The organism is Ruegeria sp. C12 (assembly GCF_056537745.1).
Map to the genome: position 1 here is coordinate 228,510 of NZ_JBQFSA010000004.1, position 16,060 is coordinate 244,569.

A 16,060-nucleotide genomic window follows, 5' to 3' on the forward strand; every position below is an offset into this window, starting at 1 on the left:
CCTGTTACTGTGCCCGTTGGGGCAGATCGTCCGTGATGTCGTAGTAATCGCCCTTGTCGGCGACAAAGATATGCTGCGAGAGCATCAATCCGGTGGGCTCATCAAACGCCCCCATGGAAATCGAAATCGTGTCCTCGTCATTGTGCTGCCAGAACAGGAACGAGCCGCATTGGGCACAGAACCCGCGCCGGGCAATGTCCGAGGCACGGAACCAGCGCAGCGTGTCGCTGGCGGTGAAACTCAGGTTGTCCTGATGGGTCGAGGTCGAGGACCAGTGATGGCCCGATTGCTTGCGGCACTGGCCGCAATGACAGGCCGAGGTCGGCGACAGATCCCCATCGATGGTAAAGGCGACCGCGCCGCACAGGCAGGAACCTTTGTGCATGTGATTACCCCCTTGCAACGGGTGTGGAGCTGGTGCCCAGCAACACGCCGTAGATGATGAAACAGGCGGCCATGATCCGGCGCACCCAGATGTTGAACACCGCCCCCAGCGCCGCCTTGCCCATCAGCGCGCCCAGCAGGGTGAACCCGGTATAGCTGAGCGTGGTGATGACCAGCGCGGTGGGCATGATCACCCCCATCTGCTGCCAGACGGGCACATCGGGCTGCACGAATTGTGAAAATGCGGCAAGGTATCCGGCGACGCTTTTGGGATTGATCGTCGCCACTGCCAACGCGTGCAGGTAGACATGGCCAGCCGGGCGTTCAGTCGAGGGCGCGGGTTTGGTGGCATTCATCCAGCCGCGTATGCCCAGCCAGATCAGGAACCCGGCACCGATCAGTTTGGCAATGCAGAACCCGGTAGGTGAGGCCGCGATCAGGGCGGTCACGCCCAACGCAGACAGGACCAGAAACGCGCTGGCCTGAGTCAGGATCGCCAGCACCCCCAGCATCGCCTTGGGAAACGGCAGGCTCATACCGTTCGAGATGCAATTGACCGCATTTGGTCCGGGCGTAGTGACAAACACCACCCAGAACAGCGCGAAAATGGTCCAGGCCTCGAAACTCATCAATACGCTCTCTTCAATACACCGGCGGAGCGATGACCCAGATGGCCACGGCGGGCTCATCATACGGGTTCGCCCATTGATAGGGTTCATGCTTGATGCGGAAACTATCGCCCGGTCCCACCGTGAACTGGCGGCTGCCGATGGTCAGGTCCAGATGCCCGGATACCATATACCCGACCTCCTGCGTCGGTCGGTTGGCCGGGGTCTGCATTTGCGACCGAGGCTCGAAAGTGGAATGCACCATCTCGAAATCGTCGGTCAGATCGGGCGAGAGCAGTTCTTCGATCAGGCCCTCTTCACCCGATCCCATGGGTCTGCGGGTTCCGGCCCGCACCACATAGCCTTGTTCGTCGCTGGGAACAGCAGAATGCGCAAACAGCATCGACATTGGCACGCCCAGCGATTCCGCAATCTGGCGCAGGTCGGAAATCGACGGGTCGGATTTGTCGCGTTCAACCTGGCTGAGCCACCCGACAGAGCGATCCAAACGTGCCGCGATCTCGGTCAGCGTCAACCCACGCGCCTTTCGCAGCGCGCGAATATCGGCACCCAATGTGGCACTCTGAGGGGCTTGGCTGTTCACTGGCCGCTCCGAATCTCGTGAAAATTTCTCCCTGTTTTTCACGATGCCAGAGGTTCGTGAAATTTCAAAGCATTTTTTCACGCAATTTCATCGAGCCGGTAACAGTATCGTTGGACCTGTCGGGCACCGGATGCCCGACAGGTTTTCACACGTCTTCAGCCACACATCAGACTGTGCGGATCGCGGATATGCCCCCGGTTGGCTTCGACATAGGCGATAATGCCGGCCATACAGGACGGCTGGCCACCAAATCCCGGCCATGGTTTGAAGTGCGGGATGTGCACAAAGGTCGTCGGATCCCGCAGCAGAAGATTGGCAAAGACCGAGGCGACGATCAGACCGCCAACACCGGTGAGTTTACCGTGCCCGTGCTGTTCAGCCTCTTGCAGCGCATAGAACCACAAGGGCGTTTTCTGAAACCCTTTGGCGGCAAGCTCTGGCGGCACGGCAACGGGGGCGGTTCCCAGATGCGCGGCAAAGTGCTGACCGCTGGCAAGTTGATACGTATACCGGTCGCGGATCATGTTGCGCAGCGCCAGATTCTTGGATTGCGCCTCGGTCAGCGTCTCGCCGATATCCTCCAACGCGATCTGGCCGGTGACGAAGGGCAGCTCCAGCAGCGGCGCGCCCATTTTGGGCCCAACCGGTCGGGCCTTTTGCGACGCGGTCTTGCCGTTCATCGAGAAATACAGGTCCATGTCGATATTGGCTGCCTTGTCCCTTGGGCCAAAGCCTTGCGTTGCGAACAGGCTGACGGGGCTGCCGGACGCGTTCAGCTTGTATTCGAATTGCGTCGTTGCATGGCCGAAACGATAACAAGCACCGGTGAATTCAACCGGCATGACCGGCGCATCCCAGCCAAAGATCGGACGTTTCATCGCTGCCGTCAGGCAGCTGTCTTCTACGAAGGCATGCAGCAACTCGTTCCAGACGATCCACTGGTAATGCAGACGAATGAACCGCCGCACTTCCTGAAAGTTGCTTAATCCGGGGGATACGTGATCCTTCCAGATTTTGGCACTGATCCCTTCATGGGCGCAGGCGTGAATATCCTTGGCTTCGGACCCGCCCTCGCTCAGCTTGCTCATCAGGATGTTGTGCAACTCGATAAAGATGCCCTGCACTTGTGCGACGATGATGTTCTCGTCGTTGCGCGGATCACCGATCAGGGCCTTGCCCGCGCAGGTGCGTGCCAGATCCAGGTGGTTTTCCTTGCGCCCGAACATCAGCATATGGTCCTGATCCCCGGCTCCATAGAGATGCGGTGACGCCTCGGGCCCGGCGCCATAGACACAATCGAGGTCCAGGCTGGGCGTTCTGACATTCGGGATGGTGGCCGGATCGATGCGGGTGCCCAGGGCCGAGGTCGCATCCAGTGTGATGTCGTGGTCAACGAACTGACCCAGAAAGGTCATGCCCGCATCCGCTGGGCCATCATGGTTTTCCTTGGCCCGCATGGACTGAGACAAGTCGTCCAGCGCATGGATCACATCCGCATGGGTGATTTTGACGATATGAACCGGGTTTGGTGGCTTGAGACGCCCAAGTGTCTGCACAAAGGGTCTGGAGGGGCCCGCGCCGTTGAGACAAACCTTGGTGAGTTGATCAAGCCGCGTAAGGCCGTGATGCATACCTGCCATAACAAAATACTCCTGAAACAAATAAAAAATGTCGGTGAAAATAAAAATCCGACAGGTCGATTCATAGCAGAAATAGGGAAGATTCTCAATTTGACGGCGCGCGAATCCGCCGACGAGAAAGGGTCTTTCAGACCTTTCCGATACTTGGCAGCACAAGCTCAGGTTTAAAGAACCTGAGGTGAAGAGGCGTCAGACGGGTCGGGGCAGCCGGTACCGGATGTGGCGATCAGCCAAAGACCCGCGCCAGAATCGTGCCCAGCGCATCCGCGTCCGCATCGTTGAACGCATCAGGCTGATCACTGTCGATATCGAACACCGCAATCACCTCGCCCGAGGCATCCCGCACGGGCAAGACAAGCTCGGACCGGGTAGAGGAGGCACAGGCGATATGGCCGGGAAACGCATCTACGTCGGGAACCAGCTGAACCTCTCCCGTACGCGCCGCAGCACCGCAGACACCGCGATCGAACGGGATGGTCAGGCAGCCATGTCCGCCCTGATACGGGCCGATCTTCAACAACCCCGGCTCAGTCACACGGTAAAAACCCGTCCAGTCAAACCGATCATCGGCGTGATGCACTTCGCAGGCGATGGTCGCCATCAAGGCAACCTGATCGGTCTCGCCTTCGGTCAGCGCGGCGATGGTTTTGGCAAGCGTGTCGTAATCGGCGGTCATGGTTGCGCTTTTGTCTATCAGGGGCGGGGGCGCTGCCCCCTCTTGAGCCTTTGGCTCAATTCACCCCCGCCGTATTTGAAACAAGAAGAAGGGTCAAATGCGTTCTATGGCGATGGCCGTTCCTTCGCCGCCGCCGATGCAGATCGCTGCGACGCCGCGTTTGAGGCCCCGCTTCTCCAATGCGTTCAGCAGTGTAACCATGATCCGAGCGCCAGACGCGCCGATTGGGTGGCCCAACGCGCAGGCCCCGCCGTTCACGTTCACCTTGTCCCGGGGCAGACCCATTTCATGCATGAAGGCCATCGGGACAACGGCGAAGGCTTCGTTCACCTCCCAAAGGTCGACATCTTCGGTGCTCCAGCCGATGCGGGCCAGCAGCTTTTGCGCAGCCGGGACCGGGGCTGTGGTGAACAGGCCCGGGGCCTGCGCGTGGCTGGCGTGGCCAAGGATACGCGCACGAACGGACAGATTCTGTGCCTCAGCAGCCAAGGCAGACGCCAGAACCAGCGCCGCCGCGCCATCCGAGATCGACGATGCATTGGCAGCGGTCACCGTGCCATCCTTGCGGAAGGCCGGCTTCAGGGTTGGGATCTTTTCGGGCCGGGCTGATTTTGGCTGCTCATCCGCCGATTGGATCACCTCTCCTTTTCGGGTGCGTACCGAAACCGGGGCGATCTCGCCATCGAACGCGCCGCTGTCCTGCGCCGCCAGAGCATTGGACAGGGATTGCAGCGCGTATTCGTCCTGCGCCTCGCGGGTGAATTGGAAGGATTCGGCACAGTCTTCGGCGAAGGTGCCCATCAGGCGGCCTTTGTCATACGCATCTTCAAGCCCGTCGAGGAACATGTGATCGACGACCTGACCGTGCCCGATACGCGCGCCGCCGCGCATTTTCGGCAACAGGTAGGGGGCGTTCGTCATGCTTTCCATTCCGCCCGCAACCATCAGATCGGCATGTCCCAGTGCGATCTGGTCAAAGGCCATCATGGCCGCTTTCATGCCCGATCCGCACATCTTGTTGAGTGTCGTGGCCGGCACCTCTTGGCCCAGACCGGCGGCGAAACCGGCCTGACGTGCCGGGGCTTGCCCTTGCCCTGCCGGAAGAACGCAGCCCATCAGCACCTCGTCCACGGTTTCGGTGCCTGCCTGTTCCAATGCGGCGCGAATTGCGGCCCCGCCCAGATCCGCGGCTGCGACCCCGTCGAACATGCCCTGAAATCCACCCATCGGCGTGCGGGCGGCCCCTGCGATCACAACCTCATTCATCACGGTCTTCCTTTGTTCATTTTCCGGCTTCTGCATACCGAATGGTAAGATTTGCCGTCTAGCGTATTTCTACGAAGCAATTCCAGGAAAGAGGGCGGTCAAACATGGGCCTGACCACTACAACATCCGGTGAGACTCAGATCATCACGGTCCAGACCGACCGGATCGACGCCGCCATGGCCATTCAGTTCAAGGAAGACATGCGGCGCGCAACCGAATCGGGATGCAACCGGGTGGTGCTGGATCTTGGCGGGGTCGAATTTATCGATTCCAGCGGGCTGGGCGCAATTGTCGCCTCGATGAAGCAGCTTGGGGCCGGGCGCAGGCTGGATCTGGCCGGGCTGCAACCGGTGGTCGAAAAGGTGTTTCGCCTGACCCGCATGGACACGGTGTTCAATCTGTTTGCCACCCTGGATGACGCCCTGGCCGGTTCCATCGACTGATCTGGGCGGAGTGGACTGCGTGAAGCCGATAGGGACCAAAACCTGCCTTGAACTGACCTTCCCGGCCACTGAGGCCGAAGCGAGCGCGGGAATTTCGCAACTCAGCACCGGCCTGTCGCGGCAGGGGCTGCCGGCGCATATGGCGGATGATGTGAAGATCGCGCTGGCTGAGGCGATCAACAACGTGGTCGAACATGCCTATGCAGGCATCGCCCCGGCCAAGGTGCAGGTGACGTGCAGGCTGGACCACAACCGGCTGGACATCCTGATTTCCGATACCGGCAATCCCCTGCCCGGCTACAAACTGCCCGACGGTATTCCTGCTTCGGTCGAGACAGGCGTTCAGGACCTGCCCGAAGGCGGGTTTGGTTGGTTTCTGATCCACCAGCTAACCAGCGATATCTGGTATGAAAGGCGGGACGGATGCAATCGCCTGTCGCTGCGGTTTGACTTTGAACCGCAGGACTGACCGGCAAGCAATAGCCATAATAAGGCCTTTTTCGAACCATTGTCGCGCCGCAAACCCCCGTCATACAGTGACTTGTAGCTCAGATAGCTTCCCTCGGCGCCAAGTGTCACAGCCCCCACCCAGTGAACGGCGCCGAGGAACTTCTCTCCCTAATATTACTGGACAAACACAGGCCGCGTCTTAGGTTCGACCCGTCGATGGGGAGGAGGAATACCATGCGGGATCTGCATCTGCCGGGCCGGTCTGAAGTTCTGGCAACCGAAGGGATATGTGCAACGTCGCATCCTCTGGCCGCAAAGGCGGCGCTGGATATTCTGGGTCGGGGCGGCAATGCGATGGATGCCGCAATTGCCGGGGCCATCCTGTTGGGCATTTGCGAACCACAGATGACGGGTTTGGGCGGCGATTGCTTTGTGCTGTTCAACCGGGCAGGTGAAGACAGGATTCGCGCTTTGAATGGTTCCGGGCGCGCCCCGGCACAGGCAGATGCCGAGGCTTTGCGCGCCAAAGGGCTGGCTGCGGTACCTCTGACCAGCCCTGACGCCGTCACCATCCCCGGCGCGGTGGATGCGCTCTGTCATCTTTCAGAGAATGAAGGTCGTCTGGGACTGGACGCCATTCTGCAACCGGCGATTCACTATGCTGAACTCGGCGTACCGGTTGCGCCCCGGGTCGCTTTTGACTGGCAACGCGGCGCGCGCACTCTGCAAGGGGCCGCCAGGCAGCACTATCTGATCAACGGCGGCGTCCCAGAGATCGGTCAGGTCTTCCGGTCTCCGGGTCAGGCCGAAGTTCTGCGCCAGATTGCCAAGCACGGGCGCGACGCCTTCTACACCGGTGAAATTGCCGAGGATATGCTTTCGGCGCTGACCCAACTAGGCGGTGTTCATGGCGCGGATGATTTCGCGGCTACGAAATGCACCGTGACCGACCCGATGAGCGGAACATATCAAGGCATCGATCTGGTCGAACATCCGCCCAACGGTCAGGGGGCGACGGCCATCCTGCTGCTGAACATCCTGAAGCATTTTGATCTGGCCAGCATGGACCCATTCGGGGCGGAACGCGTTCATATCGAGGCCGAAGCCACCAAACTGGCCTATGACGCCCGCAACCGCTTCATCGCGGACCCGGATCATATGGCCCGCGCGGAACGGTTCCTTGATCCCGAAATCGCCGCATCGCTGGCCGCCATGATCGACCCCAAACGCGCGATGCAGGCAGCAGCGCCGCTGACCGAAGCAATTCACAAGGACACCGTTTACATCACGGTGGTCGATCGCGACCGGATGGCAGTTTCGCTGATCTATTCGATCTTCCACAGTTTCGGATCGGGCATCGCATCCCAGAAATACGGCATTCTGCTGCAGAACCGGGGGGCCGGTTTCACTCTGAACCCCGGCCATCCAAATGAGTTGGGTGGTGGCAAACGCCCCATGCACACGATCATCCCCGGAATGCTGCAAGAAAACGGCCGCGTGATGATGCCCTTCGGGGTCATGGGCGGGGCCTATCAGCCGACCGGTCATGCCCGTTTCCTGTCAAACCTCACGGATTTCGACATGGGCCTACAGGACAGCATCGATGCCCCCCGCGCCTTTGCCGACGGGGGTGTGTTGAAACTGGAACGCGGGTTCTCAGAACAGGTAGCGCAACAATTGTCGCAACTTGGCCACACTGTTGAGATTTCAGAAACCCCACTTGGCGGCGCGCAGGCAATCCGAATCCGAAACGACGGCGTGTTAGAGGGCGCAAGCGATCCGCGCAAAGACGGGTGTGCGTTGGGATATTAGGGACATCAGCGTCCGGGCCGGGTTGGCCCGGTGGATCAGTTCAGATGGAAGTGCAGCGGGTAGGACCCGTCCTCGAACGGCCCGAACATATTGGGAATATCGGGATGTTCCACCGGCTCGCCCGATTGGTCGGCGATCAGATTTTGTTCTGAAACATAAGCCACATAGAAGGACTGATCATTCTCGGCCAGCAGATGATAGAACGGCTGATCCTTGATCGGCCGACTGTCTTCGGGGATGGCTTCGTACCATTCCTCGGTGTTGGAAAATTCCGCGTCCACGTCAAAAATCACCCCTCGGAAGGGATGTTTTTTATGTCGCACTACTTGTCCCAAGCCGTACTTGGCATGTGTCTTTAGCATTGTTTCAGCCCCCAAAGCAGTTACTACCTCTTTCCGGGCGGAAAATCCAATCATTGATCTGAAATTCAGGGAAACAGTCTGTGAACCTTCTACTGACAGTGTTCGAAATTGTCGCGCCGGTGTTTATTCTGGCGGGCATTGGATTTGCCTGGGTCAAGCTGGGGTTCGAATACCGCCTGCAATTCGTCACCCGTTTCGCCATGATGCTGGCGGTGCCCAGCCTGATCTTCGTGGCGCTGATGCAGACCGAAATACCGGGTGGCGACCTGTCGCGATTCACCGTGGCCACCATCGTCGCCAACCTTGGTCTGGCGGTCGTGTTTTGGGGAATCGTTCGGGTGCTGAGGCTGGAGCAGCGCACGTACCTTTCGCCTTTGATCTTTGGCAATACCGGCAATCTGGGCCTGCCGTTATGCATCTTTGCCTTCGGACAGGCGGGGCTGGGCTATGCCGTGATTTTCCTGTCGGTGACGGCCCTGTTTTCCTTTACCTACGGCATTTATCTTGTCGCAGGCAAAGGGGCCTTTGGGCAGGTCATCAGGCAACCGATGGTTTGGGCAACGCTGCTTGGGGCATTGTTCCTGTGGCAGGATTGGGAAACCCCGCTGTTTCTGACCAACACATTGGATTTGCTGGGGCAAATGGCGGTTCCGATGATGCTGGTCACTTTGGGCGTTGCGATCGCGCGCCTGACCACCCGCAGTCTGGGGCAAGCCATCTGGCTGTCGATCCTGAAAGTGGTGGTGTGCTTTGCCCTCGGTTGGGCCATAGCGTCCGCTTTTGACCTGGAAGCCATCGCCTTTGGCGTGCTGGTATTGCAAATGTGCACCCCCGTCGCGGTCACATCCTACCTGCTGGCAGAGCGGTTTCAGGCCGACGCAGATGCCGTTGCGGGGATGGTCATGGTCTCGACCCTGCTGTCAGTCGCAGCGTTACCCCTTGTTCTGGCGCTGATTCTGTAGCGATTGTGATTTCCTCAGCGCTCAATCTGCGCTAGAATGCCTGAAAAAAGGCACGAGGCACATGAGCAGAATTCTTTTCGTACTCCTAGGGGTGCTGCTTTTGGCATCCTGTGGGGGCGGCTCGAAACAGCCGCCCAGCAGATTGAACGACGCGTGCAGCATTGCGCGCGAAAAGCCCGACTATATCCGGGCCTTCAAAAGCACCGAGCGTAAATGGGGCGTTCCCGTTCACGTTCAGATGGCCACGATCTATCAGGAAAGCCGCTATCGCCACGATGCACGCACGCCGCACCGCTATGTTCTGGGCGTGATCCCGATGGGCCGTCAAAGCAGCGCCTATGGCTACGGTCAGGCGCTGGACGGCACGTGGGAGCAGTACCAGCGTGAAACCGGCAAACGCCGCGCCAAGCGGGATCGCATTCGCGACGCGTCGGATTTCATTGGCTGGTACATGAACAAAAGCTACGAGCGGAATGGCATCCACCCCGCCGACACGCGCAATCAATATCTGGCCTATCACGAAGGCCACACTGGCTTTGCCCGCGGCAGCCATAACAAGAAATCATGGTTGCTGAACGTGGCCAGCGATGTGGACGCGCGCGCGAACCTGTATCAGTCGCAACTGGCAAATTGCCGGTACTGAGGTGAAGGGGTCAGCGATCAGCTGACCCACTTCTTTTGCTGTTCGAGAACAGATCCTGATTCAGCCTGCCACCCTCGGTCAACGGGCCCAGCAGCACCGTGGTCTGGGTGCCTGCATTGTCATGTATCACCCATTTCCGCAGCTCGACCGGGTTGTCGGTGAACATCAGCTCAATCCGGCCCGAGTCCGGGTTCTTGGGGTCTTGCGCTGTTACCACGGTCGCCGTGCCGTCGAACTCGTGCCCTACCACCATATTGGCCTGACCAAGGTTCACATTCCGCGCCAGAACAAGCGACAGCGGTGTCCGCTTTAGCGGGTATTGTTCGGGTGGCTGGTTCGATTTGGGATCAAAGATCATGACACTGCCGGAACGTGCCAGCACCACCGCACTGTCCGGCGGATCATATTCGAACCGCATTTTACCGGGTCGCTGCATCCACAGCTTGCCGGTGCTCAGCGAGCCATCATCGTTGACCTGAGTAAAACTGGTCTGAACCGTTTTCAGCTGGTTCAGGTAATTCGAAATTTCTGACAGCGGCAGCTTATCAGCAGCCCAGGCCGCAGGCGCGGCCAGTGTCAAAGCAAGGGCAAAAGCAATCTGTTTCATGCTTCACAGATATGCGCTCTGCCCTTGTTATTAAATATCCTATTGCTCGGGGACGAGGATTTCGCGTTTGCCGACGTGATTTGCCGCCGAAACAACGCCTTCGTCCTCCATCTGCTCGACCAGCCGCGCGGCTTTGTTGTAGCCGATGGCAAGTTTCCGCTGGATATACGAGGTCGAGCATTTGCGATCCTTGATCACAATCGCCACCGCCTGATCATAAAGCGCGTCCTCGCCGTTGGTGTTGCCACCGGTGTTCAGGCCCAGAACGGCGTCGATATTGTCGGCCTTTTCTTCGGCCGGGCCATCGACCACGCCGCTCATGTAATCCGGCGGGCCGAATTGCTTCAGGTGGTTGACGATTTCCTCGACCTCTTCATCCGAGACAAAGGGGCCATGGCAACGGGTGATCTTGGCACCACCGGCCATATACAGCATGTCGCCCTGCCCCAGCAGTTGCTCGGCGCCCATCTCGCCCAGAATTGTGCGGCTGTCGACTTTCGAGGTCACCTGGAACGAAATCCGGGTCGGGAAGTTCGCCTTGATCGTGCCGGTAATCACATCAACCGACGGGCGCTGTGTTGCCATGATCAGGTGAATGCCCGAGGCCCGTGCCATCTGCGCCAAGCGCTGGATGCAGGCTTCGATCTCTTTACCCGCGACCATCATCAGGTCGGCCATCTCATCGACGATGACAACGATATAGGGCATCGCTTCGGGGGCGAATTCCTCGGTCTCGAACATCGGCTCGCCGGTTTCGTCATCGAACCCGGTCTGAACCGTGCGGCTGAACATCTCGCCTTTGGCCAGCGCGTCCTTCACGCGGCCATTGTAGCCCGCGATGTTACGGACGCCCATTTTGGACATCTTGCGATAGCGATCCTCCATCTCGCCCACGACCCATTTCAGGGCGACAACCGCCTTTTTCGGGTCGGTCACAACGGGCGACAGCAGATGCGGGATGCCGTCATAGACCGACAGTTCCAGCATCTTGGGGTCGATCATGATCAGGCGGCATTCATCCGGCGTCAGCTTATACAGCAGCGACAGGATCATCGTGTTGATCGCCACCGACTTACCCGAACCGGTGGTCCCCGCGATCAGCAGGTGAGGCATCTTCGCAAGGTTCGCCACCACAGACTCACCGCCAATGTCCTTACCCAGCGCCAAAGGCAGCGCATGATTGCCATCGCCGAAATCACGGCTGGCGAGGATTTCGCGCAGCACCACCATCTCGCGGTTTTCATTGGGCAGTTCGATCCCGATCACCGAACGGCCCGGCAGGGTCGAAACCCGCGCCGACAGCGCCGACATCGAGCGTGCGATATCGTCGGCCAAACCGATCACCCGGCTGGCTTTCAAGCCCGGGGCCGGTTCCAGTTCATACATGGTGACAACCGGGCCGGGGCGGACGCTGACGATCTCACCCTTGACGCCATAGTCATCCAGCACGTTTTCAAGCATCCGCGCGTTTTCCTCCAGCGCCTCATCGCTCAGGTGATGGCGCTGAATGCTGGCCGGGTTCGACAACAGGCCCAGCGGCGGCAGTTCGAAATCGGAATGCCGTTCTTCGAAAGACAGGGCCGGTTGCGCCTCGGCTTGCGCGCGGCGGGATGGTTGCGGCGCGCGGCGCACCGGCTGTGCGACCACCGGCTTGCGCGGCTCGGCCACCGGGATTTTCATCGCCGGGCGCGATTGCGGCGCGGGTTCGGGGGAGTCCTCGAACACGGCGTCATCGTCAAAATCCGGCTCGGGCGCGAAGTCCTGATGCAGAGGCTCCTGCCACTCGGGCGCGGGGTCAGCCGTCAGCATCGGTTCCGGTGGCAACTCGGGCGCGGTCATAGGCGGTTCAGGCGGCAGGCCACCTGTTGGCCCTGCGTTCAGGATCAACGGGTCCGGCCCGCGACCACGGCCTTTGGTCAGCGGCAGGTTCGGATCGGGCTCGGGCGTCACCTCACCGGTTGCCACCTTGCGGTTGCGCACAGCGGCCGAGATTTTCGAGCGGATGCGATCCTCACCCGGCATTTCATCGAAGCCTTCGACCGGCATGGGCTCAACCAGTTCGGGTTCGGGCATCGGATCAGGGCGGCGGATCAGGGCGGGCATACGGGCCAGCAGGCCGGTTTTTGGGGCAGGTTCCGGCGCTTCCTCTTCCAGGTCTTCAAAGACGGGATCCCCAAAGGCAATCTCATCATTCAAAACCGGCTCAACCCGCGCGGCGCGGTGTTCTTTCCACTGCGCCCGGCGATCCCGCGCGGCCTGCGCAGTGGCCGAGGCCCCACGGCCCAGCAGGTTCATCAACAGATCGTAGGCCATCACCAGACCCAGCAGGAAAGCACGCGTTCCGCGGCGCACGTCAACCTTGGTGAAGCCCAGCACAAAGACACCCAGCGCGATCATCCCGACGGCCATGGCCAGCGACATCAGCTTGACCAGGAAATGCGAGGAAATCGGCAGAAGGGTCAGCAACGCCCCCATTACGGTGTCGCCAAACAGCCCGCCCAGCCCATAGCTGTGGGTCGCGCGCCATTCGGCACCGGGCACCAGAGTCGCGGCGTAGACCGAGACAATTGCGATCCAGATCGGGGCAAAGATCAAACGGGCAACGGCACGATCTTCACCGAAATGACCGGCAAATCGCACACCCCAACCGATCAGCACCAGCGCAATACCCCAACTGCCCCAGCCAACGATCATGAACAACGGCGCGGCAATCGAAGCCCCAATCCGCCCCATCCAGTTCTGCACCGGCGCGTCGGTCGAGACCATCCAGTTCGGATCGTCCGGCGTGTAGGACCAGATCATCGCCGCGGCGGCAAAGCCCAGCAGGATTAGGGCGATCCCGATCAATTCCTTGCTGCGCCGCTCGATCGCGGCCTGAGTCGTGCTGTCCAGTAGCGGATCGCGGTTGCGCGCGTTCAATGATGCCATTTTGCCCTCGTACCTCACGAATAGATGCAGTCGCGGAGCGTAATCAGCCCGCGCTGCAACTCTGTTTTTGGGGCCACCATAGCGGCCCGGATAAAGTGCTCGCCCGGGTTTTGCCCCGGATCGCCTTGAGAAAGATATGCGCCCGGCAGGACCCGCACTCCGGTCTCTTGCCACAGCTTCAATGCGGTCTCCTCGCCGTTTTCAACGGGCAGCCACAGGAAAAACCCGGCCTCGGGCGGCATATAGCCCTGCACACCGGCAAAGACCCCATCCGCAATGGCGTATTTTTCCTGATAGAGCGCGCGGTTTTCGACAACATGCGCCTCATCAGCCCAAACCCTGGCAGCAGCAGCCTGCAATGGCATAGGCAAAGGCGAACCGGCATAGTTGCGCAACTGTTTGACACGTTTGATCGTTTCGGAACCGCCCGCGATCAGACCGGACCGCAGACCCGCCAGATTGGACCGCTTCGACAGTGAGTTGAAAAGCGTGATCCGTTCGGGATCTGCCCCCATCTCTTGCGCGACGGTCAGGACGCCTGTGGGGGCTTCATCCCGGTAAATCTCGGAATAGCATTCATCGGCGAAGATGCGGAAATCGTATTTCTCGGCCAGGGCGATCAGTTCGGCCCAATAATCGCGCGATGCCACGGCCCCCTGCGGGTTGGCGGGCGAGCAGATATAGGCAATGGCGGTGCGGTTCAGCACGTCTTCGGGCAGGCCCGCATAGTCGGGCAAATGTCCGGTGGCCGCTGTGGCAGGGACAAAAACAGGCTCGGCTGCGACCGAGATCGAGGCGACCATATAGACCTGATAAAACGGGTTCGGGCACAGAACGACCGGCTTTTGGCCGTTCTTCTGTTCCGGGCACAACGCCATGGCCGCGTTGTACAGCCCCTCTCGGGTGCCGTTCAGCGCCATGACGTTGGTGTCGGGGTCCATACTCACGCCATAACGGCGTTTGATCCAGTCGGTGATTGCCCCACGTAACTCGGGCGAGCCTTCATTCGGTGGATAGCCCTGAAATCCAGCCGCATTTTCGGTGATCACATCCGTCACCCAAGCGGGGAAGTCGTGCATTGGCGCGCCGATGGTCATGTGAATCACGTCACCCCCCGGCTGGTGATGGTCCAACAGGGTGCGCAGACGCGGGAATGCATATTCCGGTAGGTTCGAAAACCGCTCGGGGAAAATCATAACTACTGCCTCAATATCGGGGTCATTTCGCCCCGTCTTTTTTGGCAGATTACAGATCAGACCCCGCCCCGTCCAGACAAAGAGGTGCCGAATCAGGGGATTGTGGCATTCACGCCAATGCGGTTTCCGCCGCTGAGCCCAGCCGCAACAGGGCCTCTTCGGACCCCGGATAACCCAGCATCATCAGCCCGCAACCGGGTGTCTGGGTCGGCAAAGTCAAAGCCGCCAGCCCCATCAGGTTGCCAATGCGGGTGTTGCGCAGGGCCAGCAGATTCTCGGTCACGTAATAGTCGTGATCGCTCAGCAGTCGGTCCAGAATTGGCGGCAGGATCGGTGCGGTCGGGGCCAGAACGGCATCAAATCCGGCAGTGGCCGCATCCCATGCGGCACGGCAGGCTTTGAGTCTGGACCAGGCCGCAACATAGTCGGGGCCTGAAAAAGCCTGACCCATGCGGAACCGTTCCAAAATCTCGGGGTACATTGCCTCGGGGTTGGCCTCGATAACGTCCTTCCACAAGCCATAAGCCTCGGTTGTATAAAGCACTCCGGTCAGGCCCATCGCGTCATTCAGCTCGGGCACGTCCAGCGGGACGATCTCTGCCCCTGCATCGGCCAGACGGGCCAGCGCATCCTCATAGGCCGCGCGCGGGGCGTCTCGCAGATCGTCCTTCGCGACATTCTGCAGATCCGCAAAACGACGACCCGCCAAAGACGCGCCGCGCAAATCGGCGGGGGTACCGCCTTCCAGCAGCGCCAGAACATGGGCCGCATCCTCGACCGACCGGGCCAAGGGGCCGACCGTGTCAAACCGCAGACATAACGGTACGGTGCCTTCAAGGCTGACCCGGCCCGCGGTGGTTTTCAGACCCACAAGATTGTTCCACGCCGACGGGATACGCACCGACCCGCCGGTATCCGACCCAATCCCACAGGCGGCCAAACCCCAGGCAACACTGGCCCCGGCGCCCGAGGATGAGCCGCCCGGCACAGCCTCTTCATCATCGATACAGGGCGGGGTCCCGGTGATCGGGTTCAGGCCAAGACCGGAAAAGGCCAACTCGCTCATATGGGTTTTGCCCAGACAAACCGCCCCCATGGACGTGGCGTTGCGCACAACCACGGCGTCCGCATCCGGAACACGGCCTTTCAACAGGGCCGATCCAGCCTCGGTGCCGATACCGGCCGTATCAAAGAGGTCCTTCCAACTGATCGGAACACCATCCAGCAGGGACCGGCGCAGACCCAAAGCAGCGCGGTCTTTTGCGGCCTTCGCCTCGGCCCGCGCGCGGTCATGGGTGACGCGGGCAAAGATACGGTCGCGATGAGGGTGGGCGTCAATGGCGGTCAGGTAGGTCTCGGTCAGGTCCACAGGGTCGATCTGCCCCATGCCGATGCCCCGACCCAGATCACAGGCCGTCATGGTTAGCCATTCCTGCATCTCACCCCTCCTTCTTTTCTGCCTGAACGGGACGGTAGCGA

The 16,060-nt window shown here is 60.2% G+C and carries 16 protein-coding genes; 5 read left to right on the forward strand and 11 right to left on the reverse strand.

The features are described from left to right. Positions 1–4: 4 nt before the first annotated feature. The 6 genes from ACR0C9_RS10345 to ACR0C9_RS10370 all read right to left on the reverse strand — a co-directional run bounded on the left by ACR0C9_RS10345 (position 5) and on the right by ACR0C9_RS10370 (position 5,178). Positions 5–385, reverse strand: coding sequence for a GFA family protein (locus ACR0C9_RS10345; RefSeq protein WP_170455183.1), 381 nt, complete (start codon positions 383–385; stop codon positions 5–7). 4 nt (positions 386–389) lie between these two features. Then, positions 390–1,013 carry a LysE family translocator gene (locus tag ACR0C9_RS10350; protein ID WP_480780948.1) on the reverse strand — a complete coding sequence of 208 codons (624 nt, stop codon included), beginning with the start codon at positions 1,011–1,013 and terminating at the stop codon, positions 390–392. A 13-nt stretch (positions 1,014–1,026) separates the two neighbouring features. Further along, on the reverse strand, positions 1,027–1,596 hold the full coding sequence (locus tag ACR0C9_RS10355) for an XRE family transcriptional regulator (protein ID WP_170455187.1): 570 nt from the start codon (positions 1,594–1,596) through the stop codon (positions 1,027–1,029). A 155-nt stretch (positions 1,597–1,751) separates the two neighbouring features. Next, a complete protein-coding gene (locus ACR0C9_RS10360) occupies positions 1,752–3,236 on the reverse strand; it encodes a peroxidase family protein (protein WP_480780949.1) in 1,485 nt (494 codons plus the stop codon). A 226-nt stretch (positions 3,237–3,462) separates the two neighbouring features. Then, complete coding sequence (locus tag ACR0C9_RS10365; protein ID WP_170455191.1) at positions 3,463–3,912, reverse strand: GAF domain-containing protein; 450 nt, start codon at positions 3,910–3,912, stop codon at positions 3,463–3,465. A 93-nt stretch (positions 3,913–4,005) separates the two neighbouring features. Further along, positions 4,006–5,178 (reverse strand): acetyl-CoA C-acyltransferase, encoded by a 1,173-nt coding sequence (locus ACR0C9_RS10370; protein WP_480627130.1) that lies wholly within the window; start codon positions 5,176–5,178, stop codon positions 4,006–4,008. Positions 5,179–5,282: 104 nt separating this feature from the next. Here ACR0C9_RS10370 and ACR0C9_RS10375 point away from each other — a divergent pair, with 104 nt between their 5' ends. The 3 genes from ACR0C9_RS10375 to ACR0C9_RS10385 all read left to right on the forward strand — a co-directional run bounded on the left by ACR0C9_RS10375 (position 5,283) and on the right by ACR0C9_RS10385 (position 7,883). After that, entirely contained in the window at positions 5,283–5,621 is a 339-nt protein-coding gene (locus tag ACR0C9_RS10375) for an STAS domain-containing protein (RefSeq protein WP_170624586.1), read from the forward strand. Further along, entirely contained in the window at positions 5,593–6,090 is a 498-nt protein-coding gene (locus ACR0C9_RS10380; RefSeq protein WP_480780950.1) for an ATP-binding protein, read from the forward strand. The genes ACR0C9_RS10375 and ACR0C9_RS10380 overlap by 29 nt, the downstream gene beginning before the upstream one ends. Positions 6,091–6,305: 215 nt before the next feature. Then, positions 6,306–7,883 carry a gamma-glutamyltransferase family protein gene (locus tag ACR0C9_RS10385; protein ID WP_480780951.1) on the forward strand — a complete coding sequence of 526 codons (1,578 nt, stop codon included), beginning with the start codon at positions 6,306–6,308 and terminating at the stop codon, positions 7,881–7,883. 35 nt (positions 7,884–7,918) lie between these two features. Here the strand turns inward: ACR0C9_RS10385 and hspQ are convergent, their stop codons facing one another. Beyond that, a complete protein-coding gene (hspQ, locus tag ACR0C9_RS10390; RefSeq protein WP_170455199.1) occupies positions 7,919–8,245 on the reverse strand; it encodes a heat shock protein HspQ in 327 nt (108 codons plus the stop codon). 80 nt (positions 8,246–8,325) lie between these two features. Between hspQ and ACR0C9_RS10395 the strand changes: the two genes are divergently transcribed. Then, entirely contained in the window at positions 8,326–9,207 is an 882-nt protein-coding gene (locus tag ACR0C9_RS10395) for an AEC family transporter (RefSeq protein WP_480586321.1), read from the forward strand. Positions 9,208–9,268: 61 nt separating this feature from the next. Next, positions 9,269–9,850: a transglycosylase SLT domain-containing protein gene (locus ACR0C9_RS10400; RefSeq protein ID WP_170455203.1), complete on the forward strand. Its 582-nt coding sequence runs from the start codon at positions 9,269–9,271 to the stop codon at positions 9,848–9,850. A 10-nt stretch (positions 9,851–9,860) separates the two neighbouring features. Here the strand turns inward: ACR0C9_RS10400 and ACR0C9_RS10405 are convergent, their stop codons facing one another. From ACR0C9_RS10405 to ACR0C9_RS10420, 4 genes are all read right to left on the reverse strand, one after another. Next, entirely contained in the window at positions 9,861–10,457 is a 597-nt protein-coding gene (locus ACR0C9_RS10405; RefSeq protein WP_170455204.1) for an outer membrane lipoprotein carrier protein LolA, read from the reverse strand. A gap of 39 nt (positions 10,458–10,496) precedes the next feature. After that, positions 10,497–13,385 (reverse strand): DNA translocase FtsK, encoded by a 2,889-nt coding sequence (locus ACR0C9_RS10410; RefSeq protein WP_480780952.1) that lies wholly within the window; start codon positions 13,383–13,385, stop codon positions 10,497–10,499. A gap of 14 nt (positions 13,386–13,399) precedes the next feature. Next, positions 13,400–14,581: an aminotransferase class I/II-fold pyridoxal phosphate-dependent enzyme gene (locus tag ACR0C9_RS10415; protein WP_170455209.1), complete on the reverse strand. Its 1,182-nt coding sequence runs from the start codon at positions 14,579–14,581 to the stop codon at positions 13,400–13,402. Between the two features lie 109 nt (positions 14,582–14,690). Next, entirely contained in the window at positions 14,691–16,019 is a 1,329-nt protein-coding gene (locus tag ACR0C9_RS10420; RefSeq protein WP_480780953.1) for an amidase, read from the reverse strand. Positions 16,020–16,060: the final 41 nt, after the last annotated feature.

What these genes read in the sequence shown, in the direction of transcription:
- ACR0C9_RS10420 (WP_480780953.1), bottom strand. Translation starts at nt 16,019, where the DNA reads ATGCAGGAATGGCTAACCATGACGGCCTGTGATCTGGGTCGGGGCATC.
- ACR0C9_RS10400 (WP_170455203.1), top strand. Translation starts at nt 9,269, where the DNA reads ATGAGCAGAATTCTTTTCGTACTCCTAGGGGTGCTGCTTTTGGCATCC.
- ACR0C9_RS10385 (WP_480780951.1), top strand. Translation starts at nt 6,306, where the DNA reads ATGCGGGATCTGCATCTGCCGGGCCGGTCTGAAGTTCTGGCAACCGAA.
- ACR0C9_RS10405 (WP_170455204.1), bottom strand. Translation starts at nt 10,457, where the DNA reads ATGAAACAGATTGCTTTTGCCCTTGCTTTGACACTGGCCGCGCCTGCG.
- ACR0C9_RS10345 (WP_170455183.1), bottom strand. Translation starts at nt 385, where the DNA reads ATGCACAAAGGTTCCTGCCTGTGCGGCGCGGTCGCCTTTACCATCGAT.
- ACR0C9_RS10350 (WP_480780948.1), bottom strand. Translation starts at nt 1,013, where the DNA reads ATGAGTTTCGAGGCCTGGACCATTTTCGCGCTGTTCTGGGTGGTGTTT.
- ACR0C9_RS10380 (WP_480780950.1), top strand. Translation starts at nt 5,593, where the DNA reads ATGACGCCCTGGCCGGTTCCATCGACTGATCTGGGCGGAGTGGACTGC.
- ACR0C9_RS10375 (WP_170624586.1), top strand. Translation starts at nt 5,283, where the DNA reads ATGGGCCTGACCACTACAACATCCGGTGAGACTCAGATCATCACGGTC.
- ACR0C9_RS10410 (WP_480780952.1), bottom strand. Translation starts at nt 13,385, where the DNA reads ATGGCATCATTGAACGCGCGCAACCGCGATCCGCTACTGGACAGCACG.
- hspQ (WP_170455199.1), bottom strand. Translation starts at nt 8,245, where the DNA reads ATGCTAAAGACACATGCCAAGTACGGCTTGGGACAAGTAGTGCGACAT.
- ACR0C9_RS10365 (WP_170455191.1), bottom strand. Translation starts at nt 3,912, where the DNA reads ATGACCGCCGATTACGACACGCTTGCCAAAACCATCGCCGCGCTGACC.
- ACR0C9_RS10370 (WP_480627130.1), bottom strand. Translation starts at nt 5,178, where the DNA reads ATGAATGAGGTTGTGATCGCAGGGGCCGCCCGCACGCCGATGGGTGGA.
- ACR0C9_RS10415 (WP_170455209.1), bottom strand. Translation starts at nt 14,581, where the DNA reads ATGATTTTCCCCGAGCGGTTTTCGAACCTACCGGAATATGCATTCCCG.
- ACR0C9_RS10360 (WP_480780949.1), bottom strand. Translation starts at nt 3,236, where the DNA reads ATGGCAGGTATGCATCACGGCCTTACGCGGCTTGATCAACTCACCAAG.